At 43.4% G+C, this 25,043-nt stretch carries 25 protein-coding genes and 2 pseudogenes; 15 read left to right on the top strand and 12 right to left on the bottom strand.

The window, feature by feature from the left end:
* Positions 1–28 precede the first annotated feature (28 nt).
* From DW159_RS05820 to DW159_RS05790, 7 genes are all read left to right on the top strand, one after another.
* Positions 29–880 (top strand): PHP-associated domain-containing protein, encoded by an 852-nt coding sequence (locus DW159_RS05820; protein WP_117549317.1) that lies wholly within the window; start codon positions 29–31, stop codon positions 878–880.
* Between the two features lie 23 nt (positions 881–903).
* Complete coding sequence (locus DW159_RS05815) at positions 904–2,325, top strand: sodium-dependent transporter (RefSeq protein ID WP_117549315.1); 1,422 nt, start codon at positions 904–906, stop codon at positions 2,323–2,325.
* Between the two features lie 127 nt (positions 2,326–2,452).
* Positions 2,453–3,421 carry a tRNA dihydrouridine synthase gene (locus tag DW159_RS05810; protein ID WP_117549313.1) on the top strand — a complete coding sequence of 323 codons (969 nt, stop codon included), beginning with the start codon at positions 2,453–2,455 and terminating at the stop codon, positions 3,419–3,421.
* 11 nt (positions 3,422–3,432) lie between these two features.
* Positions 3,433–3,795 carry a YccF domain-containing protein gene (locus DW159_RS05805; protein WP_117549311.1) on the top strand — a complete coding sequence of 121 codons (363 nt, stop codon included), beginning with the start codon at positions 3,433–3,435 and terminating at the stop codon, positions 3,793–3,795.
* Between the two features lie 561 nt (positions 3,796–4,356).
* A complete protein-coding gene (gene aspS, locus DW159_RS05800) occupies positions 4,357–6,108 on the top strand; it encodes an aspartate--tRNA ligase (protein ID WP_117549309.1) in 1,752 nt (583 codons plus the stop codon).
* 241 nt (positions 6,109–6,349) lie between these two features.
* Positions 6,350–6,565: a purine biosynthesis protein PurH gene (locus DW159_RS05795; protein ID WP_117549307.1), complete on the top strand. Its 216-nt coding sequence runs from the start codon at positions 6,350–6,352 to the stop codon at positions 6,563–6,565.
* 122 nt (positions 6,566–6,687) lie between these two features.
* A complete protein-coding gene (locus tag DW159_RS05790) occupies positions 6,688–7,572 on the top strand; it encodes a hypothetical protein (protein ID WP_117549305.1) in 885 nt (294 codons plus the stop codon).
* A gap of 143 nt (positions 7,573–7,715) precedes the next feature.
* Here the strand turns inward: DW159_RS05790 and DW159_RS13845 are convergent, their stop codons facing one another.
* From DW159_RS13845 to DW159_RS05775, 5 genes and pseudogenes are all read right to left on the bottom strand, one after another.
* Positions 7,716–8,033: an immunoglobulin-like domain-containing protein gene (locus DW159_RS13845; RefSeq protein WP_242992621.1), complete on the bottom strand. Its 318-nt coding sequence runs from the start codon at positions 8,031–8,033 to the stop codon at positions 7,716–7,718.
* A 3-nt stretch (positions 8,034–8,036) separates the two neighbouring features.
* Positions 8,037–8,231 carry a hypothetical protein gene (locus DW159_RS13840; protein WP_242992620.1) on the bottom strand — a complete coding sequence of 65 codons (195 nt, stop codon included), beginning with the start codon at positions 8,229–8,231 and terminating at the stop codon, positions 8,037–8,039.
* A 56-nt stretch (positions 8,232–8,287) separates the two neighbouring features.
* Complete coding sequence (locus DW159_RS13835; protein ID WP_242857342.1) at positions 8,288–9,037, bottom strand: sensor histidine kinase; 750 nt, start codon at positions 9,035–9,037, stop codon at positions 8,288–8,290.
* A 76-nt stretch (positions 9,038–9,113) separates the two neighbouring features.
* Complete coding sequence (locus DW159_RS13825) at positions 9,114–9,608, bottom strand: hypothetical protein (RefSeq protein ID WP_242992619.1); 495 nt, start codon at positions 9,606–9,608, stop codon at positions 9,114–9,116.
* Positions 9,596–10,274: pseudogene (locus tag DW159_RS05775) on the bottom strand (response regulator transcription factor). The gene DW159_RS13825 and the pseudogene DW159_RS05775 overlap by 13 nt, the downstream one beginning before the upstream one ends.
* A 221-nt stretch (positions 10,275–10,495) precedes the next feature.
* On the opposite strand from DW159_RS05775, the gene DW159_RS05770 reads away from it, so the two are divergent.
* The 3 genes from DW159_RS05770 to DW159_RS05760 all read left to right on the top strand — a co-directional run bounded on the left by DW159_RS05770 (position 10,496) and on the right by DW159_RS05760 (position 12,826).
* On the top strand, positions 10,496–10,855 hold the full coding sequence (locus DW159_RS05770) for a helix-turn-helix transcriptional regulator (protein WP_022215893.1): 360 nt from the start codon (positions 10,496–10,498) through the stop codon (positions 10,853–10,855).
* Positions 10,856–11,063: 208 nt separating this feature from the next.
* Complete coding sequence (locus DW159_RS05765; protein ID WP_117549303.1) at positions 11,064–11,408, top strand: hypothetical protein; 345 nt, start codon at positions 11,064–11,066, stop codon at positions 11,406–11,408.
* Positions 11,409–11,449: 41 nt separating this feature from the next.
* Positions 11,450–12,826, top strand: a complete 1,377-nt coding sequence (locus tag DW159_RS05760) for an ABC transporter permease (protein WP_117549301.1) — start codon at positions 11,450–11,452, stop codon at positions 12,824–12,826.
* 293 nt (positions 12,827–13,119) lie between these two features.
* Here DW159_RS05760 and typA read toward each other — a convergent pair whose 3' ends face one another.
* From typA to DW159_RS05745, 3 genes are all read right to left on the bottom strand, one after another.
* The gene (gene typA / locus DW159_RS05755) at positions 13,120–14,946 is read right to left on the bottom strand and encodes a translational GTPase TypA (RefSeq protein ID WP_022215896.1); all 1,827 of its coding nucleotides are present in this window, start codon (positions 14,944–14,946) and stop codon (positions 13,120–13,122) included.
* Positions 14,947–15,076: 130 nt separating this feature from the next.
* The gene (gene hslO, locus DW159_RS05750; RefSeq protein ID WP_015533929.1) at positions 15,077–15,961 is read right to left on the bottom strand and encodes an Hsp33 family molecular chaperone HslO; all 885 of its coding nucleotides are present in this window, start codon (positions 15,959–15,961) and stop codon (positions 15,077–15,079) included.
* A 155-nt stretch (positions 15,962–16,116) separates the two neighbouring features.
* Positions 16,117–16,920, bottom strand: a complete 804-nt coding sequence (locus tag DW159_RS05745) for a class I SAM-dependent DNA methyltransferase (protein ID WP_117549300.1) — start codon at positions 16,918–16,920, stop codon at positions 16,117–16,119.
* A 191-nt stretch (positions 16,921–17,111) separates the two neighbouring features.
* On the opposite strand from DW159_RS05745, the gene DW159_RS05740 reads away from it, so the two are divergent.
* Complete coding sequence (locus tag DW159_RS05740; RefSeq protein WP_015533927.1) at positions 17,112–17,612, top strand: NUDIX hydrolase; 501 nt, start codon at positions 17,112–17,114, stop codon at positions 17,610–17,612.
* A 133-nt stretch (positions 17,613–17,745) separates the two neighbouring features.
* Positions 17,746–20,163, top strand: a complete 2,418-nt coding sequence (gene leuS / locus DW159_RS05735; RefSeq protein WP_055146959.1) for a leucine--tRNA ligase — start codon at positions 17,746–17,748, stop codon at positions 20,161–20,163.
* Between the two features lie 80 nt (positions 20,164–20,243).
* Here leuS and DW159_RS05730 read toward each other — a convergent pair.
* From DW159_RS05730 to DW159_RS05715, 4 genes and pseudogenes are all read right to left on the bottom strand, one after another.
* Positions 20,244–20,528: pseudogene (locus tag DW159_RS05730) on the bottom strand (helix-turn-helix domain-containing protein); the annotation flags it as partial.
* A gap of 221 nt (positions 20,529–20,749) precedes the next feature.
* A complete protein-coding gene (locus DW159_RS05725; protein ID WP_117549296.1) occupies positions 20,750–21,004 on the bottom strand; it encodes a hypothetical protein in 255 nt (84 codons plus the stop codon).
* A 2-nt stretch (positions 21,005–21,006) separates the two neighbouring features.
* Entirely contained in the window at positions 21,007–21,489 is a 483-nt protein-coding gene (locus tag DW159_RS05720) for a hypothetical protein (protein ID WP_117549294.1), read from the bottom strand.
* A 167-nt stretch (positions 21,490–21,656) separates the two neighbouring features.
* Positions 21,657–21,944: a chorion class high-cysteine HCB protein 13 gene (locus DW159_RS05715; RefSeq protein WP_117549292.1), complete on the bottom strand. Its 288-nt coding sequence runs from the start codon at positions 21,942–21,944 to the stop codon at positions 21,657–21,659.
* 244 nt (positions 21,945–22,188) lie between these two features.
* Between DW159_RS05715 and DW159_RS05710 the strand changes: the two genes are divergently transcribed.
* Genes DW159_RS05710 through DW159_RS05700 form a run of 3 tightly spaced genes read left to right on the top strand, consistent with a single transcriptional unit; the run spans position 22,189 to position 24,993 of the window.
* On the top strand, positions 22,189–23,172 hold the full coding sequence (locus tag DW159_RS05710; RefSeq protein ID WP_187115852.1) for a hypothetical protein: 984 nt from the start codon (positions 22,189–22,191) through the stop codon (positions 23,170–23,172).
* Complete coding sequence (locus tag DW159_RS05705) at positions 23,173–24,048, top strand: TPM domain-containing protein (protein ID WP_117549289.1); 876 nt, start codon at positions 23,173–23,175, stop codon at positions 24,046–24,048.
* 30 nt (positions 24,049–24,078) lie between these two features.
* Positions 24,079–24,993 carry a hypothetical protein gene (locus DW159_RS05700; RefSeq protein ID WP_147323106.1) on the top strand — a complete coding sequence of 305 codons (915 nt, stop codon included), beginning with the start codon at positions 24,079–24,081 and terminating at the stop codon, positions 24,991–24,993.
* The last annotated feature ends 50 nt before the right edge of the window (positions 24,994–25,043 follow it).

Genomic DNA, 25,043 nt, shown 5'->3' with positions numbered 1-25,043 from the left:
ATGATGGATAATCAGAGGAGATGGTCACATGAACAGAGTAAGATTTGACATGCATTGTCATACGGCTGAGGGATCACCCGATGCCAAAGTAAAGATTCTTGATTATATTGATCTGTTAAAGCAGCGTGGTTTTCACGGAATGCTGGTCACAGACCATGATTCATATTCCGGATACAAGGCGTACTTAAGGCAGAAAGATAAGGTGAAGGATTTCACTGTGCTCAGAGGTATCGAGTATGATACGTTTGACTATGGACATTTCCTCATCGTACTGCCATCAGATACACCTGAGGAGGTGTACGACCTGTTTGAACACAGGGGCATGGCGCTTATCAGGGTGATATGGCTTGTGCACGAGTGCGGCGGTATACTTGGCCCAGCTCATCCATTTGGCGAGAAGTTCATGAGCTTTGGCAGCACGAGAAGGCTTGGCATGATAGAGCACAGACTATATGCACAGCATTTTGACTTCATAGAGGGATATAATTGCTGTGAATCAGCCAAGAGGAATAAGATGGCCAGAAGGCTTGCGTCATACTATGATATACCTGTTTTGGGTGGAAGCGATGCCCATAAGGAGAACTGTGTCGGACTTGCAGGTACATATCTTCCGGATTATATACATTCGGAGGATGATCTGATAAATTATATAAATGACGGCAATCATCCCGAGGTTGGCGGAAAGAGATACCCGAAGACCTTGAAGGACAAGATAGGACCTGCCGGCAAATTCCTGACGTATGGATTTTATTTATACAATATATATGGCGCATTCCGAAATTATCCTGCAAGATGTCGCGCATACTTTGCGGCATCGGCAAAACTGAAGGCAAAAATGAAAAGTAACTGTTCAGACAGGGGACTGGATAGCAAAAAATAAAAGCAAAAACAGAAAGGGCGATTATGAATAAGAAGGAAAGAAGTAATTTTACGGGGACGCTGGGCTTTGTTATGGCAGCAGCGGGAAGTGCGGTAGGACTTGGTAATATATGGAGGTTCCCATATCTTGCGGCAAAGGACAACGGTGGTGTGTTTATACTTGTGTATATAATACTTGCGCTTACATTTGGATTCACACTGCTCACAACAGATATTGCAATAGGAAGAAAGACTCGGCAGGGACCGCTCACAGCTTATGGTCTTATACATAAGAAGTGGAAATGGCTTGGCGGTCTGGCGTGGATCGTACCGGTCATAATCCTTCCATATTACTGTACTATCGGAGGATGGGTTCTGAAGTATATGACAGCATATTTTACAGGTCAGACAGAGGCTGCCACTGGTGACGGTTATTTCACCGGTTTTATAACAGCCCAGACTGCGCCTATAGTATTTGCACTTATATTCCTTACGGCCACAGGCGTTGTCGTATTCTGTGGTGTTGAAAAGGGAATAGAGAAGTTTAGCAAGGTGCTCATGCCGATATTGGTAATTCTTATAATTGGAATTTCGATCTATTCACTGACGATCAAGCATACCGGTGATGATGGTACGATCAGAACAGGAATTGATGGGCTGAAGGTATATTTGATTCCTAATTTTAAGGGAATGACATTCAGGGATATATTCATGGTTGTAATGGATGCCATGGGACAGCTCTTCTTCTCGATAAGTGTCGCTATGGGTATCATGGTTGCGTATGGCTCATATGTTAAGAAGGATGTTAACCTTATGAAGTCGATCAATCAGATAGAGATATTTGACACGGCAGTGGCTTTCCTTGCTGGTCTGATGATAGTCCCTGCGGTGTATGTGTTCTCTGGAACGGAAGGCATGTCAGCGGGCCCTGGACTTATGTTCATATCTCTGCCAAAGGTATTCAATGCCATGGGTAAGGTCGGAACAGTCATCGGAGCCCTGTTCTTCATCATGGTTACATTTGCGGCGATCACATCCTCAGTATCGGTCATGGAAGCGATAGTGTCAGGACTTATGGATAAGTTCCATCTCACGAGAAAGAAGAGTGCGGTCATAACAACTGTATATGCGGTTGTCGGAATGTTGGTCGTATGTTTCGGTTACAACATATGGTACTTTGAGCTCAAGCTTCCAAATGGAGCTACAGCCCAGATCCTCGATGTGATGGATTACCTGAGTAACAACATCTTCATGCCGCTTGTGGCTATCCTGTCATGTATACTTATCGGCTGGGTAGTGAAGCCTAAGACGGTTATAGACGAGGTTACAAGAAATGGCGAGAAGTTTGGAAGGAAGAAGCTCTATATTGTCATGGTAAAGTTTGTGGCACCAATACTGCTTGCATTGCTGCTTCTCCAGTCGTTTGGAATTGACTTTGTACAGTTTGTTACCAATCTGTTCAAATAGAACAATATAGTTTATAATGTAGAGGCATTTGTCATGTGGGTGATGAATGTCTCTATATTTTTTGCGTATGGGATGTCGTTTGCAGGATATTTATACCGGGGTTACGGATTTAATGGGAGAATGATGGATGAACAACAGGGATGATTTGATATATCTTGCCCCGATGGAGGGGATAACAGGATACATATACAGAAATGCACATCACAAATATTTCGGCAGCGTTGACAAATACTTTATGCCGTTCATTGCCCCGGCGAAAGGACGTCCTCTCAGAAACAGGGAACTAAGGGATGTGCTGCCGGAAAACAATCAGGGGATAAATGTGGTGCCGCAGCTTCTGACCAACAGCGGCGAGGGATTTGTGAAGGCTGCAAAGTTCCTGAAGGAGCTTGGATATAACGAGGTGAATATCAATCTCGGCTGTCCGTCAAAAACTGTAGTAACGAAGTATAAAGGCTCGGGTTTGATATACGATACGGAGAGGCTTGACAACTTCTTATATGAAGTATTTGTCGCCGACGTGATGGATGTGTCTATAAAGACCAGAATAGGAAGAGACAGTTCTGTGGAGTTTGAGGATATCATAGAAATATATAAGAAGTATCCGATAAGTGAGCTGATCATACATCCGAGAATACAGACGGATTTCTACAAGAATACGCCAAACATGGAAGTGTTTGCCGAAGGTGTGGCTTCATATGGAAGACCAGACACAGTGTGCTACAACGGAGATATAAACAGTGTGGCGGATTATGACAGGTTCACGGGCGATTTTCCTGATATAAGTAAGGTTATGATAGGCAGGGGGATAATAGCTGATCCTTGTCTGGCGGAGCGGATAAAAGAAGAGTGTGGCGACAGTACATATGACTGGAACAGATTCTTCATATTCCACGATGAACTTTACAGGAATTACTGTGAGTCGGATGTGGGCAGGGGCAACACGATGTTCAAGATGAAGGAGCTGTGGGCTTACTGGTCGAGGCTGTTTTATGATGTGGAGGGAGCTGAGAGGGCTCTTAAGAAGATCCGGAAGACTAGAGATAATGGTGAGTATGAGGCGGCAGTCAGGATGCTGGCTGCACTGTGCAGATAGGAGATGATATCATGGGATGTCTTGGAAATTGTATATGGTTTTTATGTGGCGGAATATTGAGCGGACTTTCGTGGGGGGCAAGCGGGGTGCTGTGCTGTATAACGATAATAGGGATTCCGATTGGGATGCAGTGCTTTAAGTTTGCAGGACTTGCATTCTTTCCATTTGGAAAAGAGATAGTGTATGGAGGCGGGGCTGGCTCGCTGATCGCGAATATCATATGGCTGCTCTGCTGCGGAATACCTATGGCGGTAGAGAATGCCTGCCTGGGGCTGCTGCTTTGCATAACGATAGTCGGAATTCCATTTGGGCTTCAGTTCTTTAAGATCGCCAAGCTGGCGCTCATGCCTTTTGGTGCAGAGATTGTGGGATGATGGTGGAAATATACATAAATATAGTTGACAGAACTTGAATCACTAGAATATAATAATGTGGCGTCAGATATGTGCTGACGCCATATATAAGGCAATGACGAAGAGAAGTAGCATAGATTATCGCCCACAGAGAGCCGGTGGTGGTGGGAGTCCGGCGGAGTGAATATATGTGAATAACACTTTACCAGCCGCAAGCTGAAAGATATAGCCCATAGCGGGATACGTGTTTTATGTCGAGTAGGGGAGCCGTAGCTGCACGATACGCAGAGAGGTCATGAGCAAGGTGACTGAGAGGGACTGGGACGCGATGCTTTGAATATACGAAGATCGTGTAACGGTAAATCAGGTGGTACCGCGGACATTAAAGCAGACAAGTAACCGACAGGTAGTTTGAGAGAGCTTATGTTCGTCCTGAATATTTGCATATGTATATGTGCATCTGATTCAGGATGAACATAAGCTTTTTCTATTTGCAAGAGAAATAACAGCCAGTGCGTAATCCTGAAAAAGCCAAAGTGGACATAAAGCCACAGGCAAATAGTAAAGAAAAGGAGAGAACAGATGACAATCGAGAACATTTATCGTAACAGAACAATGAACGAGATCACTGAGGGCGATGTGGGAAAGACACTTAAGGTTGCCGGATGGGTAGAGAATATCCGTGACCACGGTGGAGTATCATTTATCGATCTTCGTGATATGTATGGCGTGCTCCAGGTAGTAATGAGAGACACATCACTGCTTGACGGAATAACAAAGGAGGATTGTGTATCAATCGAGGGTATCGTTGAGCACAGAGATGAGGAGACATACAATCCTAAGATCCCTACAGGTACTATTGAGCTTGAGGCAAAGACTGTAGAGATACTTGGCAAGGTATATAAGCAGATTCCATTTGAGATCCAGACATCCAAGGAGACACGTGAGGATGTGAGACTCAAGTACAGATATCTTGACCTCAGAAACAAGAAGGTTAAGGACAACATGATTTTCAGAAGCCAGGTCATCAGCTACCTTCGTCAGAAGATGACTGAGATGGGATTCCTTGAGATCCAGACACCTATCCTCTGCGCATCATCACCTGAGGGTGCAAGAGATTACATCGTGCCATCAAGAAAGTTCAAGGGCAAGTTCTATGCACTTCCACAGGCACCACAGCAGTACAAGCAGCTCCTCATGGTATCAGGATTTGACAAGTACTTCCAGATTGCTCCTTGTTTCAGAGATGAGGATGCGAGAGCAGACCGTTCACCTGGTGAGTTCTACCAGCTTGACTTTGAGATGAGCTTTGCAACACAGGAGGATGTATTCAAGGTTGGAGAGGAAGTCCTCTCAGCAACATTTGAGAAGTTTGCACCTGAGGGCGCAGTTGTTACACAGGCTCCATATCCTATCATCAGCTACAAGCAGGCTATGCTTGAGTTCGGTACAGATAAGCCTGACCTCAGAAACCCACTTAGAATAATAGATCTTACAGATTTCTTCCAGAGATGTACATTCAAGCCATTCCACGGCAAGACGGTACGTGCCATCAATGTACACAAGAAGCTTTCAAAGGGACAGCATGAGAAGATGCTCAAGTTTGCACAGAGCATCGGCATGGGCGGCCTTGGATATCTGGAGATACTTGAGGATATGTCATACAAGGGACCTATCGACAAGTTCATTCCTGATGATATGAAGGGTGAGATCGCAGAGCTTGCAGGCCTTCAGCCTGGAGATACTATTTTCTTCATCGCAGACGTGGAGGAGCTTGCAGCGTCATTTGCAGGACAGATCAGAGTTGAGCTTGGTAACAGACTTGATCTCAACGAGAAGAACGCATTCCGTTTCTGCTATATAAATGACTTCCCAATGTACGAGTACGACAAGGAGAGCAAGAAGATCATCTTCACTCACAATCCGTTCTCAATGCCACAGGGCGGACTTGAGGCGTTAAATGAGAAGGATCCACTTGATATCCTGGCTTACCAGTACGATATCGTCTGCAACGGTATCGAGCTTTCATCAGGTGCCGTAAGAAACCACGACATGAAGATCATGGTTAAGGCATTTGAGATCGCAGGATACACAGAGGATGATCTGAAGGAGAAGTTCGGAGCACTCTACAATGCATTCCAGTTCGGAGCACCACCTCATGCAGGTATGGCTCCTGGTGTGGACAGAATGATCATGCTTCTCAGAAACGAGGAGAATATCAGAGAGGTCATCCCATTCCCAATGAATGGAAATGCACAGGATCTTATGTGCGGAGCACCTGGCGAGGTTACAGAGCAGCAGCTCCGTGAGGTTCACATTAAGGTCAGACAGTAAAAAGGCCGGACGGCACTGACATTTTAGAAATAACGCAAAACATATGTACAAGCACATTCAGCTACCCTCACTTCAGCTGGCTTACATCTGCATGATGTTACAGCCGCGATAAGGGCGCTGCGGCTTTCACATCAGCAGGTAAGCGCTGAAGATCGGTCGCTTTCATTACCGCTTGTACATATTGTTTTGCGTGTATATTGTCTAATAATGTCGGTGCCAATTTTATTATTAGGAGGTTTTTATGGCGGGATATCTTATCAAGGATACGACCAGGCAGGAGCGGGAGCAGATAGTTGCCGATTCTCTGGGAAATATAGATGCTTACTGTGATGGCTGTATGTGTGGTATCACAGAGATGTACCAGGATTATATTGACGGGAAGAAAGAGCTTCGTGAGATAAATATGGAGTTCAATGCGAGATATGTTCGGGATGAGAATATGGATGGACGGAAGTAAGCATATGGTGACAACTTTAATAATAAGTATGTTGCAGAGCTGGAAAAGCCATGTTAATATGGACATACAGTTAGTTGGTTTACATTACATCAATAAATAAGAATTAAAAAGGGGAAATTTATATGGGGATACGAAAAGAAATATTTATAGTTGCTGCGATGCTCTCCATTATGGCGTGTACGGCCTGTGGAAATTCAGGTGGAAATGTTTCAGAAACAAATGGTGCGGAGACCTCGACCGGTGTGGAGAGCGGAATAATAGAGCAGCCACAGGTCATGTATGATGGACACATCTATTATTACAATGCAACCGGAAGAGATGAGAAATTGCCGGAAGGATACGAGATCGCGGGAACGATAAAAAAGGTCGACAGCAAAGACTATCCTGCAGAGAATTTTGCGGCAGCAGGCGTGGATCTTGAAGCTGGACAGGAAATATATATCAGCACAACTGAGAAGAATGTCATTTATCTGAAATATGACAGCGGATATGCGAGGTTTGAGAGAAGTCCTGAGGATGCTGCAGCGGAAGAACAGGATGAGACGGAGGTTGCAGAGAAAGAGAATGAGATAGAGGGGAATAGTGAAATGGCAGATAATATGGATGATGCTATGGCAGAAAATTATGGAGAATATGGATTTGGAGAAGACGGAGAATTCGACTTTGACAGTATATTTGGGATAGATCAGCTTGACCTGAACTACGAGGCACATGTTGCAGGATTTGACGGAGAGAGCTTTTTGTATAGTGTGCATATTGATGGCGGTGTCACAGATGAGAAGGTAGATGAGATCCAGCAGGTGATGGCGGATTATTCTTCACAAAATGGTGATGAAGAAAACTATATGGGGTATATTGATATATATAAGGGCGAAGACCAGATAATGATATACCTTGATCTTGGCGGCGTATTAGAAGAAAATAGCAACATGGCGGTAACGGGTATACTGAACGCACTTAACAGTGTCTCAGGTATAAAGAGTGTTATCATAAACGAAGAGATGTAGAAAAAAGAAAACATGTGTGAAAAGTCTATGATGTTTATTCTGAAATCACAAAGTAATTTTTGACTATCTTTTCAAAAGTTCTGAGTCGAACTTTCTACTTCATAAGCGTTTTTTTTATTTCATGCTTATGAAGTAGAGAATTTTTACCTTATCGTAAATTCGCAAGATAAATTATATGTATCGTAATCCCAATCTCTTTCACTTTCAAAGAACGCAAATTGTTTAATCAAACGATAGTGTCCAGCAGGCAATTCTCCATAAAAACTTTTAACATCAATTTCTAATGTTAATCGTTCGTTAGGATTAATAAAACAATCCTTTTCATTGCTCTTTGAGGGGTCATCAAGCTGTTTAAGTTGATACCAAGTGCCGGATTGTTCAGCTTCTATTTCAAAATAATTTGGTGAATATCGGTATTCTTTATCAGAAGTATTTTCTATTAGAAATGAAAGGTGCTTCAAATCTTAATCCTTTTCTGTACTCATTGAAATATTCAAATCACCCAAAGTGTCAAGTGCTTCTTCACTTCCATAAGGAGAAACCTCATATTCTTCGGAATAATCTTGTACTACATGGTTATCACTGTCCTTTGCTTGACTGCACCCAACAATACACACCAATAACGATAAGTTTAGAAACATACATATTATTTTTTTCATTTGTCCTTATCTCCTTTCTTTTAAATTTATAATAGCAATAAAATGTCTATTTTCAATCAACTTTCATTGCAATTTATTTTTACTGTAACACATGCTCCCCCTGCTTCGTTATTAGCAATTTGGATATTTCCGCCATGTCTTTCACTTAAAATCTTACTAATATTCAGCCCTAATCCCAAATGTTCAGTAGATATATCTTTCGATGATTTATAAAATGGTAATGTCGCTTTTTCAATATCAATATTTTTAAACCCGCAACCATCATCTGAAACAGATATAACTAAATTATTATTCTCTATTACTGCGCTAATAGCAATATCACTTTTTGCGTATCTAATACTATTAGAGAGTAAATTTTCATAAATCTGCATGACTGTATTTAAATTGATAAACAAGGTTATATTATCACCGCTTGTAGTAATTGAAAAATGTTTGTCATAACAAAGTGCTTCTGCTGTGTTATTAAAATTATCAATAAGTGCATGAAATGTAATCTGTTGCCGTGGAATATCAATATCCTCTAACCTATATAAGTTCGTCATAGCATTTACATATTTTTCAAGACGTGAAACATTTTTTGACATTACTGATATTTCATCTAATATTTCTTCTTGTGATACTAAGCCTTTGGGAATAAAGGAAAGCAGCATAGTAGCATGACCCTTTAGTAAAGTCAAAGGAGTGCGTAAGTCATGTGAAAAAGCAGCGTTTAGACGGCGCTGTTCAGCAAATTGTCGAAACATAGTTTCATTATTTTTCGCCAAACAGTCTTTCATTTTTTCAAAGGCATGACAGAGTTTTCCCATTTCATCATTTAATGGATATGATAACGTAAAATCTAAGTCATTTGCTTCAATTTTATGATACGCATTAGTTAATAGCTTAATAGGTTTCGATATTTTTTTTATAAAAAAATGTTACACAACATATCATATTAATAGATAATACGATAGGAATAATTGCAACATTTAATGAACCTAAAACACTGTCAATAAGCCTATCCCGGTTTGTAAAATTAGGTGAAACTTCGATATATGAAACATGGTTCGGATAGACATATTCGTGTACTGGGCGTTCTTTTTGATAATCAACATTGAACTTGCATATCTCGTTTCCTTTCGTATCAAATATTGTGTATTTTGTTTGGTCATTACTATAAGCGGCGGTAAATGAACCATTTTCCGGTATATCATACCTTGTTGACATATTTTCATACTTATAGTTCAAATTTATTCTGTATTTGTCAACCATTGAAATTAAAAGTATACAAATAATTATTCCAATCAACAACGAAAACAAAGCATAAAGAACAAAGGACATCCTAATACTCATGCTATTTAACCGATTGAACCATCTGCTTCTCTTTAATTTTTCCATTTATATCCGCACCCCCAAACAGTTTCAATGTAAGGTCTATCGCCTAAAGATAAAAATTTTGCCTTAATACGTCTGATATGTTCTGTAACAACTGTATTATCACCAATGCCGTCTAATCCCCAAACTTTTTCATAAATAGTTTCCCGGTCAAAAACAATTCCTTTGTTTTGTGAAAGGAAAGATATTATATCAAATTCCTTTTTGGTAAAAGCCATATCCTTATTATGATAAAACACAATACGTGAGGAATAATCTATAACCATATCTTCATCAAATTGCACCTTTGAAGATGTATTGTGTCTTTTTTCTCTGCGAAGATGTGCTGCAATGCGAGCTTCTAATTCATCAACAGAAAATGGTTTTATTACATAGTCGTCTGCGCCAATAGAAAATCCTTTTATTTTATCACTATCTTCAATGCGTGCTGTTAAAAAAATTATAGGGCATGAAACATAATCCCGTATTCTTTCACAAACAGTAAATCCATCAATATCTGGCATATTAACGTCTAACAAAATAATGTCAGGTTTTTTTTCTACTTCTTTTAATGCAGCATTTCCTGCTGTTGCAGTATATACCGTATATCCAAGTTTGCTGAAATAGCAATACATACAGCATTGATACAATTTCTTTTTCATCGTCTACAATTAAAATACTCTGCGCCATAAATATGCCTCCATTGTGAATATCTGATTTAAGATTATCAAACAAAAATCTATTTCTAATCAATTTCTTTAATTTTCGATGTCATTAGATATTATATATGGCAATATGAGTTGTAGCAACCTTACTCTGCATGTTTTATGCTCTATTGCCATCAATACTATGATATGTGTAATCATATCTCAAAGAAAAGAGGAACAGTAAAATGTAATAGGGTGAAAAATATGAAGCAGGATAAAGTGAAGTATGATTTTAAGGCTTTCGGGCAAGCCATTAAAGCAGCAAGAAAAGCAAAGGGAATATCACGCAATCAGTTAGCCGACACACTGAATATTGCGCCCAGGTATATCGCGTCCATTGAAAACAGCGGGCAGCACCCAAGTTTACAGATTTTATATGAGCTTGTAACCCTGCTTGACGTATCAGTAGACCAGTTCTTTTTCCCGGAACGGGAACAAGAGAAGTCCACACGCCGCCGTCAGCTCGATACCATGCTTGACACAATGAGCGAAACAGACTTAAAAATCATGTCTGCTACTGCAAAAGGCATAGAGGAAGCCAACAATGACAGGACGGGGGAATAAAGTTCCCTCGTTTTTGTCTGCATAAAGTGAATGAAGCGCCGCAGAATTGCGGCGTTTTTCTTTTGCGCTTTTTGGCATACTGGGAGTTCCGTTGTAGTGATAAGTGAGGAAAAAACTTTCTTAGCAAGCATAGGAAAAGAGTACCCTTTTCCGTATTTTCGCCCTCCCGTCCTGCGGTGCGTCGGTTGAAAATTGCTTGTTGGGAAGTATGGAGGAGATTGAGACGTATATAGGCAATATAGAGTCTGGAAAGAGCGGAAGCATAGATATCCTCACGAATGCCGTGGCGACGACTGCTGCGAGCGGTGATATGTCAAAGGTGATAGTTACATATGAGGACAAAGAGGGGAATGAGACGACGATTGAGGGGAATTTCAAGGCGACTGTGGAATCTCCGGTGTATGACAATGTAGAGAAGATAAAGGACAGCACAAAAAGCAGTGGTAAAAAGGTGTTATATGGTGTAATTGCTGTGGTTATAGTGATAGCTCTGTTATGTATATGTGCAATAAGAAAGCACAGGAGAAAAAAGGAGATTCTTGATGAATTTTAGATTCCGGTCACGGGGAGAGAGTTTATAAGGAGATAGATTGTATGGGGTGGATATGGCATTTGTGTCTTATGAATATGAAGAGAAGAAAGATCAGAACATTTCTCACCGTTCTCGGCGTGATGATAGGTGTTATATCGGTTGTAGCACTTCTGGCTGTGGGAATCGGAGTCAAGAACGAGATGATAGATTCTGCGGTTGCAAGTGGAAGTGTCAACCAGATAACGATGTACAGTGAGACCGGAAGTAAGCATAAGGATCGAATGATAACGGACAGAACGATATCTACATTGACAGATCTTGCAAATGTGGATGGTTGTTATCCTCTGTATGAGGTGCCTGTGAGTATGAAGTATGGGGAGTATGAATACTTTGGCAATCTTGTGGGTGTGCCGGGAAATGAGCTTGATGGCTGGAGTCTGGCCTATGGGGAAAACAGCAATTCTTCACATGGGACACCTGAACTGATCTCGGGCAGCAGTGTGGGCAAAATGTTCTTCAATCAAAAGATATTTGACAGTTACGAGAAGAGAGAGAATAAGAGTATTGCGTCCCTTGTCGGAAAGAGATTTGACACGACCGTCGGATGGAGCGGTGAAAGTGACAGGATATTCAAACTGAAGCTCGCCGGGGTTTTATCTGATGGAGATACGGATAACAGCTCTGACAATGCTTCTGCTGACACTTCTTATGACAGCGCAGTTCAGGATGAAGAGTCTGACGAATCGCTGGACATCTCTGACAGCTACAGCGAGAAGTCTCAGACGATATACTGTGATATGGATTCACTGAAAAGCCTGCTCAGAAAGGTCAGCGCCGATGGCAAGCTGTACGGTCAGCCGGTGGATGGCAATGGCAACAGCTACCGTGAATTTGTCTACACATCAGCGGTGGTGATCGTAGATGATATAAATAACGTCGATGCGATGGTAAAAAAGCTTCAGGACATGGGGTATCAGACAGAGAATTCCAAGGAATATCTGGACACGATACAGAAGTACCTCAAGATGATACAGCTTCTTCTCGGCGGAATCGGAATGATAGCACTTATTGTGGCTGTCATAGGAATAAGCAACACCATGACGACCTCTGTATTCGACCGGGTAAACGAGATCGGTATATTGAAGGTCCTCGGCTGCGACATAGACGAGCTCAGACTTCTGTTCCTCATGGAGGCCGCAGTGATAGGACTTGTCGGAGGCGTCCTCGGAGTATTATCCTCCTACGGAGTGAGAATAGTGGTGAATAAAGCCGCCGTCTCCATGTTCAACCTTGCAAAAGGAACCCAGATAGCCATGATCCCATGGTGGCTTGCACTGACCGGAGTCCTCGGCTCCGTGATCCTCGGAGTGGCAGCAGGCTATTTCCCAGCAAGATGGGCCTCAAAACTAAGACCAATAGACGCCGTGACAAGGAGGTAAAAGGTCACAAAATTATCGCAAACATAAAGAAAAAGCCAGAAAGATACAAAAAACAGAAAAGCCCTATAAGAAAGTAAATTAGCTCGTACCCTGTAAGGGTGTGGGGCCATCGTTAGCGAAGACTCCTGAGCTTTGACGCTTCTTGCCGAGGCGTAGGCAGCAACGACCTTATCGCTGCCGAAGCCGAGTGCATATAGAAGCAAGTCAAAGTTCAGGAAGTCGAGCGTGATGGATCCACATCCTTACAGTGTACGGGCTTCACTATCTCAAAGGACTTTTCGTCCGTTTTCGTCCTACTTCCTATTGGCTCTGTAACGGAGAGTATGGTCAAGAATCTTCTTACGGATTCTGAATGACTTTGGTGTGATCTCCAGAAGCTCATCAGTGTCGATGAAGTCAAGAGCCTGCTCAAGACTCATCACCTTTGGAGGTGAAAGCTTGAGAGCATCATCTGATCCTGAAGAACGTGTGTTGGTAAGCTGCTTCTTCTTGCAGACATTGACCTCCATGTCCTCAGCACGAGGATTCTCACCTACAACCATACCGGCGTAAACCTGCTCACCAGGTCCGATGAACAGTGTTCCACGCTCCTGTGCGTTGAAAAGACCATATGTGATCGAAGTACCTGACTCGAATGCGATGAGTGATCCCTTTGAACGGTAGCTCATGTCACCCTTGTATGGAAGATACTCGTCAAATGTTGTGTTGATGATACCTGTACCCTTGGTAGCTGTCATGAAGTCACCACGGAATCCGATAAGTCCACGGGATGGAACAGAGAACTCAAGTCTTGTGGTTCCATTTCCTGTAGGAGCCATTCCCTGAAGCTCACCCTTTCTCTGGTTCAGCATGTTGATGATAGTACCTGCAAATTCGTCAGGAACATCTATATAAGCGATCTCAAATGGCTCAAGCTTATGTCCGAGCTCATCTTCCTTGTAGATAACCTCAGCCTTACTTACTGCAAATTCATAACCTTCACGTCTCATGTTCTCGATGAGGACTGACAGGTGAAGCTCACCACGGCCTGAAACCTTGAAAGCCTCAGTTGTGTCAGTCTCCTCAACTCGGAGGCTGACATCTGTGTTCAGCTCTCTGAAAAGTCTCTCACGGAGATGTCTTGATGTTACGAACTTACCTTCCTTGCCTGCGAGAGGAGAGTCATTTACCATGAATGTCATGGCGATGGTTGGCTCAGAAATCTTCTGGAAAGGAATTGGGTCAGGATTCTCAGGGGAGCAGAGAGTATCACCTATCTGTACATCTGCGATACCTGAAACAGCAACGATAGAACCTATCTGTGCTTCCTTAACCTCTATCTTGTTAAGCCCCTCATACTCGAAAAGCTTTCCGATACGAACCCTCTCGAGCTTGTCCGGGTCATGCTCATTTACTATGACAAGATCCTCATTTACCTTGAGGACACCATTGTCGACCTTGCCGACACCGATACGTCCAACGTACTCGTTGTAGTCGATTGTGCTGACAAGCATCTGTACACCTGCCTCAGGATCGCCTGTAGGAGCAGGAATGTAATCAATTATAGTGTCGAACAGAGGCTTCATGTCTGTGCCTGGCTCGGATGAGTCAAGTGTTGCATAACCGGACTTGGCAGAAGCAAATACAAATGGGCAGTCAAGCTGATCCTCATTTGCATCGAGCTCGATGAGGAGCTCAAGAACTTCGTCAACTACCTCGTCAGGACGTGCCTCAGGACGATCACATTTATTTACACATACGATAACTGCAAGATTAAGCTCAAGAGCCTTCTTCAGAACGAACTTGGTCTGTGGCATAGGACCCTCAAATGCATCAACAACGAGGATTACTCCGTTTACCATCTTAAGAACTCGCTCAACCTCACCGCCGAAGTCTGCATGACCCGGAGTATCAATGATGTTGATCTTGGTGCTTCCATATGTTACGGCAGTATTCTTGGAGAGGATAGTGATTCCTCTTTCACGCTCGATATCGTTGGAATCCATGACACGCTCAGCGACCTCCTGATTGTCACGGAACACACCGCTCTGCTTTAAGAGCTCGTCTACAAGTGTTGTTTTACCGTGGTCAACGTGGGCGATGATAGCCACATTTCTGATATCATCTCTTGTTATCTTCATAATATTCACTCTTTCTTTCAAAATTAGTCTATTTTACAACGCTTAACATTCTAGCATAGTGAAAAAACCAATGCAATAATGATAATGTACAAAAATGTAGTAAAAATGAGGGCAAATGGCGGAAAAATGATTATTTTGCAGCCGCTTTGAGCAGCATCTCTTTGAGTTCGTCAGGTGAGAACTTGTAGTGTGAATTGCAGAACTGGCAGTTGACCTCTATAGGCTCGCCCTCCTCGAGAAGACTTGCGATCTCTTTTTTGCCAAGGCTGAGTACCGCATTGTAGTATCTCTCCTTGCTGCAGTTGCAGTGCCACTCGGTAGGCAACTCATCGGTCACTACAACGTCATATCCTTCAAATACATCCTTGATGATGTCAAGAGGAGTCTTGCCCGCATCGAGGAGACTGGTGATAGAAGAGAACTCGTTAAGTCTCTTCTCAAGAACGTCTATGAGCTCGTCCGATGCAAATGGCATAAGCTGTATGATGAAGCCGCCTGCCTGTTTGACGGTGTTGTCCTTCTCCATGAGAACACCAAGGGCAACAGATGTAGGGATCTGCTCTGATGTTGCAAAATAATATGTCAGATCCTCGGCGATCTCACCGGACACGAGCTGGGTCTGACCTACATAAGGCTCCTTGAGACCTATATCCTTGATGACTGACAGTACGCCGAGATCAAGGGCTTTTGCAACATCCAGCTTGCCCTTGTCATTGGCATGGAGGATTACATTTGGATTGTTTACATAACCCTTGACTCTTGAATGTGCGTCTGCAGTTACAGTCAGTCCGCCGATAGGACCGTTGCACTGGATCTGAAGTGTGAGTACGTCAGATTCGTTCTTGCACTGCGCTCCCATAAGCGCGCCTGCTGTGAGCAGTCTTCCAAGGGCTGCTGTAGCTACTGGGCTTGTGTTGTGTATAGACCTTGCGGTTTCCACGATATCTCTTGTTGTTCCGGCAAAGAATCTTACCTGATTGTTCGCCGCCATACCTCTTATTATATGATCACTCATGTTTATTTCCTCTCTTTAATGTGGCGTTGCGAAACTCAGAAATATGATGTGTGTCAGTATGATGGTCAAAGCCCAAAGTTCCAAGTTTTGCGATTGCCTGTAGTGTATTTACATAATCTTTGACATTCTATAATAAAGTGCAGAATAAGACAAGCCTATTCATAGTGTTTGTTATCCTGGTGTGTCTCCCTTGCAACCACGTATACCCTTTCACTGGAATCTGTGGCTGGCTGCCATGTAAATGCATCGTACATGGCGACGAGCTCCATGCCTGAGTCAGCAACGCATTTCCTCATGTCATCAAGGGTCAGGCCTCGCTGATAATGGAATTCCTGATACTTCCTGTAAAGAGGACACTCATCATCCGGTTCAATGCCTGATTCTGGGTATTTTGGGAGAAACAGGCTGAGAGCCAGCTCATTTATATCGGTTTCCGTATCGTAGTAGTTATCCCAGATAAAGCTCACGTCGTCCCTGTCCTCGGCTATGGTGCTGTCGGCAACCACATCCTTGAAATAGTGGCGGGTCTTGAAGTCGCAGATAAATATGCCCTTTGATTCGAGATAGTTATTTGCCAGCCTGAATACGTGGGTTATGTCGGCAAGCTCCGTAAGATAGTTGATGCTGTCGCACACGCACACGATGGCATTCACCGTGCCGAAGAGCTCAAACTCCCTCATGTCCTGCATGAGATATAAGATGGATTCATGTCCTGTATCCAGCTTTTTCTCATTTGCCACCTCAAGCATCTCATATGAATTGTCGATACCGATCATGTCGTATCCGGCATCCGCAAGCCTTTCCGTTATCTCTCCGGTGCCACATCCAAGCTCACATATGAGCCCTTCGTTCACTCCGTATTTTCTCAAAACTTCTATTATATATGTGCACCAGTCATCGTATGGAATGTTGTCCATCAGTTCATCATAGACACTGGCGAATACCTCATAAGCGTTCATGCTTCCTCCTTCAGCCTGCGCTGGTCAAATCTCTTGATAACAGTTTGAATTGTACCACAGCTTAAGTTTTATAGTAAACTGCAATAAATAATTATGCATAAAATTCGAATGATTGTTGAAGAAACTTAAAATAGCATTTATTATGTTACTGGGCAGAACAAATATAAAAATCAGAAAGAGGACAAGCAGAGATGGAATACTGGGATATTTACGATGTAAACAAGCAGCCTACAGGGCGCACGATGAAGAGAAATGACTGGAATATGAAACCGGGGGATTATCACCTCACAGTGCTCGGTGTGCTCCAGAACAGAGAGGGAAAGTATCTGATTACCAAGCGTGTCATGACAAAGGCGTGGGCAGCAGGCTGGTGGGAGGTATCCGGCGGCGGAGTGCAGGCAGGAGAGTCATCCATAGAGGCTGTCAGACGAGAGGTGATAGAGGAGACAGGCATAGACGTAAGTGATTTCGATGGAGGCTTGCAGTTTACATATAGGAGAGATAACCCGGATGAGAAGGACAACTACTTTGTGGATGTCTATAAGTTTACTGGAGATTTTTCTGAAATAGATATCAGGCCTCAGGAGGCGGAGACTGATGGTTTTAAGCTGGCAACGCTGGATGAGATAAAAGAATATGCAGAGCAGGGAATCTTCCTTCATTATGACAGTATCAAGAAAGTGTTTGAATAAGCCGGGCTGCTTATACCAAAAAACAGTTTGAAAAACACAGCATATATGCTAATATAGTTAAGATTAGAGAGGAATCGGGCGAAAAAGCGTTATAAAGCCTGAAAAGATAAATTTCAAGGAGGCATTTTCAAAAATGGCTGAGACATACAACCACAAAGTCGTTGAAGGAAAGTGGCAGAAGGTCTGGGATGACAACAAGGCATTTGCTGCTACAGATGATTATTCAAAACCAAAGTATTATGCGTTAGTTGAATTCCCATACCCATCAGGACAGGGACTTCACGTAGGTCACCCAAGACCATACACAGCGCTTGATATAGTAGCAAGGAAGAGAAGAATGCAGGGCTACAATGTTCTGTACCCAATGGGATGGGACGCATTTGGTCTCCCTACAGAGAACTATGCGATCAAGAACAAGATCCATCCAAAGGAAGTAACCAAGACCAATGTTGCAAGATTCAAGAAGCAGCTCCACTCACTTGGATACTCATTCGACTGGGACAGAGAGATCAACACAACTGATCCTGAATATTACAAGTGGACACAGTGGATATTCCTCAAACTCTTCAAGGCTGGTCTCGCATACAAGAAGGAGATGCCTATCAACTGGTGTACATCATGTAAGGTTGGTCTTGCAAATGAGGAGGTTGTCAACGGCGTATGTGAGCGTTGTGGCAGCGAGGTTGTCCGCAAGGTTAAGTCTGAGTGGATGCTCAAGATCACAGATTACGCAGACAAGCTCATTGAAGGACTTGACGGCGTGGATTACATCGAGCGTGTAAAGGTTTCACAGAAGAACTGGATCGGACGTTCAACAGGAGCTGAGGTAGATTTCTCAGTAAAGGGCAAAGAGGACAAGCTCCGCATATATACAACAAGATGCGATACATTATTCGGAGTAACATACATGGTTGTTTCACCAGAGCATCCAATCCTTGACAAGTACAAGGACGAGATCGGCAACTGGTCAGACATCGAGGCATACCGTGAGCAGGCAGCGAAGAAGAGCGACTTTGAGCGTTCAGAGCTTGCAAAGGATAAGACTGGTGTATGCATAGACGGACTCACAGCCATCAACCCTGTAAATGGCAAGGAGATCCCTATATACGTATCAGACTATGTACTCATGAGCTACGGAACAGGTGCTATCATGGCGGTTCCTGCACATGATGACAGAGACTGGGAATTTGCAAAGAAGTTCGGACTTCCACTCATTCAGGTTGTTGCAAAGGATGGCGAGGAAGTAGATATAAATGAGGCTGCATTTACAGACGTGGCAACAGGAGTGCTCATCAACTCAGATTTCCTCAACGGCCTTGAGGTAAAGGATGCAAAGGAGAAGATGATAAAGTTCCTGGAGGAGAAGGGTATCGGTCAGGCAAAGACAAACTACAAGCTCCGTGACTGGGTATTCTCACGTCAGAGATACTGGGGCGAGCCAATTCCTATCGTTCACTGCGATAAGTGTGGTTATGTACCTATCGACGAGAGCCAGCTTCCGTTGCTTCTTCCAGAGGTAGACAGCTACATGCCGACAGACAACGGCGAGTCACCACTTGCAGCCATGACAGACTGGGTAAACACCACATGTCCATGCTGCGGCGGTCCTGCAAAGAGAGAGACGGATACTATGCCACAGTGGGCTGGATCATCATGGTATTTCCTCAGATATACAGATCCTCACAACACAGAGGCTCTTGCAAGCAAGGAGGCACTCAAGTACTGGCTTCCTGTTGACTGGTACAACGGAGGAATGGAGCATACAACACTCCACCTTCTGTATTCAAGATTCTGGCACAAGTTCTTGTACGATCAGGGCGTAGTTCCTACACCAGAGCCATACCAGAAGAGAACATCACATGGTATGATCCTCGGTGAGAACGGCGAGAAGATGAGTAAGTCAAGAGGCAACGTTGTAAATCCTGACGACATCGTAGATGTATACGGTGCAGATACACTTCGTACTTACGAGATGTTCATCGGAGCATTTGACCTTGCAGCTTCATGGTCAGAGGATGGTGTCAAGGGATGTAGAAGATTCCTCGACAGAGTATGGAAGCTTCAGGACAGTGTGACAGACGAGAAGGGCTACTCCAAGGATATGGAGACCAAGATGCACCAGGTTATCAAGAAGGTTTCAAATGACTTCGAGAACCTGAAGTACAACACAGCTATCGCAGCCATGATGGCACTTCTCAACGACTTCTACAAGAAGGGAAGCGTTACAGCAGATGAGTTCAAGACACTGCTCATCCTGTTAAACCCTGTTGCACCTCATATCACAGAGGAGCTGTGGTCAGTAAAGAACTATGGCGGATATGTATATCAGCAGACATGGCCAGAGTTTGATGAGGCAAAGACAGTAGAGTCAACAGTAGAGATCGCTGTACAGATCAACGGTAAGACTAAGGCAACACTTGCGATCGGCAAGGAGGATCCAAAGGATGAGGTTATCGCAAAGGCTAAGGAAGTGATCGCCGACAAGCTCACAGGTAACGTTATCAAGGAGATCTATGTTCCTGGACGTATTGTGAATATTGTTATGAAATAAAAAAACTATAAACATGAGAAAGCCACATGGAGAAAAATCCATGTGGCTTTCTTGATGTTTAATATATATCGGATTATCATTTATTTCAGATAAGGCAGCAGATTCTTGAGTGCGCTGTATGCACTGTCACGTTTGTACAGCGGTATCGATTCCACCAGTCTGTCAAGATCGTCATGAGTGATATAATCCTTGTTCTCGGGGGTGGTGAAGGGTTCCTTTCCGAATACCAGAAAATCCAGTGGCGCATCAAGAACAGTTGCAATATTGGCAAGAGTATATATACTCATACTTTTATATCCGTGCTCAATCTCGTACACATAATGAGGAGACACTTTTATTTTCTCGGCAAGCTGTTCCTGAGTAAGATTATGAGCCTTTCACACATTTCTTATCCGCAATCCCAAGTCAAAGATATCTATCACAATAACCTCCATTTTGCTGAAATAATATCTATCAGCTACATTTTATGCAAATAGTATCTGTCAATAACGGTATCGCCAGCCAGAAACTATCAGGTACAAAAATATGAAACTATAGCCGACAGCCACAAAAATAAAATTGTGTTACATTTATTGAAATGCATTTTTTACAGCATGGACTTTATCATATTTATCTTTTGTTTTTCCTGTGGAGACATGCCTTCGCTCAGCACATCCAGAACGATCTCGGACTCTGCTCTGCTGAAGGAGAGATCCCTTTTCTGCAGTTCTTTGTTGATCTCCATTAGCTGGGGGAGCATCTGTTCCGGTGTCATGGTTGACTGGGAGTTGGATAATCTGAGAAGAATTTCCCTTTTTAGCGGGTGCATGCTTTTAAGTCTTGGGTCATTTTGAAGATTCATGTTTAATATCCCTCCATATCATATTTTTCAAACAGGTCTTTGACGGAGCTGTATATATCCTGGGATGACTGGGATTCAGTGTTGTCGTAGTTTTCTTCGCCCTCGGTTTCAGAGGCAGTTCTGCTTTGATAGTGCCGGTACAGAGAATCCGTGGATTGCTGTGTATTCATGGCCTCCATGGTCTTCATCATATCCATGGCTTTTTTCATGCTGGCAAACTGGTCCTTGATATCGGGAAATCCACACCCGGCAAGGGATGACAGTATATCATCCTGATTGTTTATATCTTTGTGGAGTCCACAGGAGTTTACATAATTTGTATCGCGCAGGGCATTCAATATGGTCTGAAGTTCCATGATCTTTATGTACATTGCCAGAGGAGCTTTCATACGGTCATCCACAAATGGGAGAATGGCCTCCATCATGAACAGGCGGTCATCTTTTATTAAGTTGTCCAGTGGATGATGGAAGTTGCCATTAAACATATGAAGCTCCGTTTCATGCAGTGATCACTTGGTAAGACAGCTATACTATATTCTATTGATTTTCAGTAAAAAAATACCAGCAGAATTGCTCCTGCTGGCCACTTTTTGCGGATATCGGACAGTCATTCTGCCCGATATCCCGTTTATAGATCGTGGTGAGTCCGCTTTTAGCAGCAGCCGCAATCATTGCCACCGCAGCCGCCGCAGCCACATCCGTTGTTATTGCCACAGCCACCGCAGCAGAATAAGAGAAGGATGATCCAGATGCAACTGTTGTCATTGCCACAACCGCCATTAAAACCGAAACCATCGCCGCCGCAGCCGCCACAGCAGAGGAGAAGGATGATGATCAGAGTGCAACTGTTGCATCCGCAGGAACCTCCGCAAGAAAGTCCATTTCTGCCGCCACAGCCACAACCGCCACAGGCACACTGTGTTGCCGATAAATCACTCATGGTAAGCCTCCATTATTTTGTTCATGGTTTAACATATTCGCATGAACATGATGTGTTACACATTTGTTCAAAAAATATTTTGTTTCATGTAAGATATCTAAAATGTGTTATAAAGCTGCCTTAAGGCATCCAATTCGATGTTCTAAAAACAGACTTACTATGCTATAATAAGCGCAAGTACGCTGGGAGATAGCGTAGGAAGTTTGGAAGGAAAAACGATAAAAAAGGACAGGGGGAAGATAACTTGCTGTATCGTTGTGTAAATTGTGGGGGTAACGTAGTGTACGATCCTGCAAAGAAAAAGATGGTGTGCCTCAGTTGCGGAGGGAGCGACTGTCAGGAGCTGGTTCCGTCACAGGAGCCTGTAATATGTATAAACTGTGGTTCGCAGATACCTTACACTGAGTATCAGTCTGCGGGAAGATGTCCTTCATGTGGAACATATCTGCTCAGGGATGACAAAGTAAATTATCCGTATGGGGCTGATGTGATACTTCCATTTAAGATATCAAAGCATGAGGCTGAGGAGAAGCTGAGGAATGAATTTGGTAAAAAGCTATTTATACCGGGAACATTCCTCTCACAGAAGACGCTTGAGGCGCTTAAGGGAGTGTATGTCCCATTCTGGATGTACGATTATGATTCGGATGTGGCTTATGAGGCCATAGGAACAAAGGTCAGATCATGGACGTCTGGAGACAAGAGATATACAGAGACTTCATATTTTGATGTCGGAAGAAGACTGCATGTGAATTATGAGGGCATACCGGTTGATGCATCCATAGCCATGGAGGATGGAATCATGGATCTCATGGAGCCGTACAACTACAAAGAGCTCATGCAGCATGACAACAAGTACCTCTCGGGATTCGATGCGGAGACTTACAATATGCCGCCGAATGAGGTGGAGCCGAGGGCTCAGGCAAAGGCAGAGAAGGCAAACAGAGATTGGGTGAGAAGCACCACAACCGGATATTCATCACTTACAAATGAGAGATTCAGGAACAACAACAGACTCACGGGAACAAAGTTCGGACTCATGCCGGTGTGGGTATATGAGTACCGTTTCCAGGGCAAAAACTATAAGTTCTATGTCAACGGACAGACTGGAAAATGTGTCGGAACAGAGCCGAAGAGCATGAGTAAGGCAGTTGGACTTACCGCACTTTTGTTTGGCGCAGCATTTGTATTGCTTGATGGCTTGTCTATGTTATTGGGGGTGTTGTAAATGAATGCAGTAAAGAAATTTATCGTGGCAATGCTCGTGGTACTTGGACTTGGAATAGTGTTCTTTATAGGATACTTTGTGAAATCAAATGCCAATCTCAAGCATGACGCCAGAAATAATACAGAATGTAAGACAAATGAGAGAGTGTTTGACTATGCAGATAAGCTGTCTGATTCGGAGGAGGATACTCTCCGCGGGGAGATAGCAGAACTGGAAGATAAAGTGGGTATGGACTTTGTTGTCGTTACCATGGATCAGTACACAGATCTGTCAGAATATGATGCCGATGCAGTTTCATATGACATAGAGTCTAACACAAAGGATATAGCAGAGAAGATCTGTGATTATTACAGATTCGGCTGGGAAGAGTGGCCTGCAGGAACATATCTTGACGGCAGGGATGCCAGCACAAGCGTAGTTATAGTTGCCAACTGGCAGGAGAACGATGGATATGTTTATCTGTGCACAGCCGGCAAGGCGAAGAAGAGAATAAGTGATTCCAAGGCGACATCCATAACGGAATACGGTGGAAAGATACTCAGATCGGATACTCTTGGAGCATTTGAGAGAATGATGTCAAGAACAGAGACGGCTATGAAGAGCAGCACAGGAGGATTAAAGTTCCTGTCACCATTTATATGCTTCCTTGTATCTCTTGGAGCAGCCATCGCATTCTGCATCGTGAATCTGTCGAAGAAAGCAGGAAAAGATACCACAACAGCTTCTACATACAGCGATGGAAATGCCAAGGAGCTTGACAGAAGAGATATATTTATACGTAAGGAAGTAACCAGCGTGACTATCCAGAGCAGCTCAGGAGGTTCTGGTGGATCAGGCGGTGGCGGTGGTCATGGCGGTGGCGGAAGCCATTTCTAAAAATCTGACCGTACGCGGGAAAGACATATTATGAAGAACAGGAAGTTTGAAAGTTATATTCTAAAAAACAGAATACCCGGGATCATTCTATCACTGATCATGGTGGGATGCATGATCATCATGGCGTGGCATTTCAGTCTGCCGGACAGGATAAGGAGCAGGACATACAGGAGCATAGCTGATATAGAGTCCAGAGCGAATCCAAACGACAGGGATGTGACGATAACCGTGGATCGGGCGGATTATATCGGATACGATTATTTTGTGGACTCCGAGAGACAGGGCAGATATTACTACTGTCAGCAGGATGGCAGGTATGCCATCCTGCTAATCAGGAGCAATGAGGATGTACTGCTGAATTATACGCTGAGAGGCAGAGTGGTCTCGGCGGAGGATGTGTATACATCTATAGTTGACGGACTTGCACAGGACATGGGAATACCATCAAAGCAGCTTGAGAGTAAGGTATACCCACTCATAATAAGTGAGGTGGATTTCCCGAGGATCTATTATAATATGATGCTGTTGGTTCTTGTGTTGACCGTTTTGTGGGCTTTATATAATATAGTCAGATGTATATACGGTGTGTGCTGTCCATGGAAGGTGTCAGGAATGCAGGTCGTATCGGGCGGAAAGTCAGACAGGAATATTGTCAGGGATATAGATGAACAGCTCAGATACAATCTCTACTATGATCAGGATGGCATAGCCATAACAGACAAATATCTGGTATATCACGGAACCTGGCACACGGATGTGGTGGAACTCAGCACCATAGAGACGTTCAAGAAGCTCAGAACATCGGCGAATATAGGGCCGGCAGACAAAAAGATATACAAACTACTCATGGTGGATGTGGACGGTGTGACATATGAGCAGGACTTCAAGACGGAGGCTGCCATAGATGAAGCATTGTCATATCTGAGAGATTCAGGGAAAAAATAAAACAGTATATGCGGTTCGTTATCAAACGGATCGCATATACTGTTTTTGTT

Source organism: Coprococcus sp. AM14-16 (assembly GCF_003434675.1).
Taxonomy (GTDB): Bacteria; Bacillota; Clostridia; order Lachnospirales; family Lachnospiraceae; genus Coprococcus; species Coprococcus aceti.
The sequence above is the reverse complement of the archived record's forward strand: the minus strand, read 5'-3'. Positions and strand labels throughout refer to the sequence as shown.

Coding starts and splice junctions, on each gene's coding strand:
- DW159_RS05820 (WP_117549317.1), top strand. CDS start 29: ATGAACAGAGTAAGATTTGACATGCATTGTCATACGGCTGAGGGATCA.
- DW159_RS05815 (WP_117549315.1), top strand. CDS start 904: ATGAATAAGAAGGAAAGAAGTAATTTTACGGGGACGCTGGGCTTTGTT.
- DW159_RS05810 (WP_117549313.1), top strand. CDS start 2,453: ATGAACAACAGGGATGATTTGATATATCTTGCCCCGATGGAGGGGATA.
- DW159_RS05805 (WP_117549311.1), top strand. CDS start 3,433: ATGGGATGTCTTGGAAATTGTATATGGTTTTTATGTGGCGGAATATTG.
- aspS (WP_117549309.1), top strand. CDS start 4,357: ATGACAATCGAGAACATTTATCGTAACAGAACAATGAACGAGATCACT.
- DW159_RS05795 (WP_117549307.1), top strand. CDS start 6,350: ATGGCGGGATATCTTATCAAGGATACGACCAGGCAGGAGCGGGAGCAG.
- DW159_RS05790 (WP_117549305.1), top strand. CDS start 6,688: ATGGGGATACGAAAAGAAATATTTATAGTTGCTGCGATGCTCTCCATT.
- DW159_RS13840 (WP_242992620.1), bottom strand. CDS start 8,231: ATGAAAAAAATAATATGTATGTTTCTAAACTTATCGTTATTGGTGTGT.
- DW159_RS13835 (WP_242857342.1), bottom strand. CDS start 9,037: ATGGGAAAACTCTGTCATGCCTTTGAAAAAATGAAAGACTGTTTGGCG.
- DW159_RS13825 (WP_242992619.1), bottom strand. CDS start 9,608: ATGGAAAAATTAAAGAGAAGCAGATGGTTCAATCGGTTAAATAGCATG.
- DW159_RS05770 (WP_022215893.1), top strand. CDS start 10,496: ATGAAGCAGGATAAAGTGAAGTATGATTTTAAGGCTTTCGGGCAAGCC.
- DW159_RS05765 (WP_117549303.1), top strand. CDS start 11,064: ATGGAGGAGATTGAGACGTATATAGGCAATATAGAGTCTGGAAAGAGC.
- DW159_RS05760 (WP_117549301.1), top strand. CDS start 11,450: ATGGGGTGGATATGGCATTTGTGTCTTATGAATATGAAGAGAAGAAAG.
- typA (WP_022215896.1), bottom strand. CDS start 14,946: ATGAAGATAACAAGAGATGATATCAGAAATGTGGCTATCATCGCCCAC.
- hslO (WP_015533929.1), bottom strand. CDS start 15,961: ATGAGTGATCATATAATAAGAGGTATGGCGGCGAACAATCAGGTAAGA.
- DW159_RS05745 (WP_117549300.1), bottom strand. CDS start 16,920: ATGAACGCTTATGAGGTATTCGCCAGTGTCTATGATGAACTGATGGAC.
- DW159_RS05740 (WP_015533927.1), top strand. CDS start 17,112: ATGGAATACTGGGATATTTACGATGTAAACAAGCAGCCTACAGGGCGC.
- leuS (WP_055146959.1), top strand. CDS start 17,746: ATGGCTGAGACATACAACCACAAAGTCGTTGAAGGAAAGTGGCAGAAG.
- DW159_RS05725 (WP_117549296.1), bottom strand. CDS start 21,004: ATGAATCTTCAAAATGACCCAAGACTTAAAAGCATGCACCCGCTAAAA.
- DW159_RS05720 (WP_117549294.1), bottom strand. CDS start 21,489: ATGTTTAATGGCAACTTCCATCATCCACTGGACAACTTAATAAAAGAT.
- DW159_RS05715 (WP_117549292.1), bottom strand. CDS start 21,944: ATGAGTGATTTATCGGCAACACAGTGTGCCTGTGGCGGTTGTGGCTGT.
- DW159_RS05705 (WP_117549289.1), top strand. CDS start 23,173: ATGAATGCAGTAAAGAAATTTATCGTGGCAATGCTCGTGGTACTTGGA.
- DW159_RS05700 (WP_147323106.1), top strand. CDS start 24,079: ATGAAGAACAGGAAGTTTGAAAGTTATATTCTAAAAAACAGAATACCC.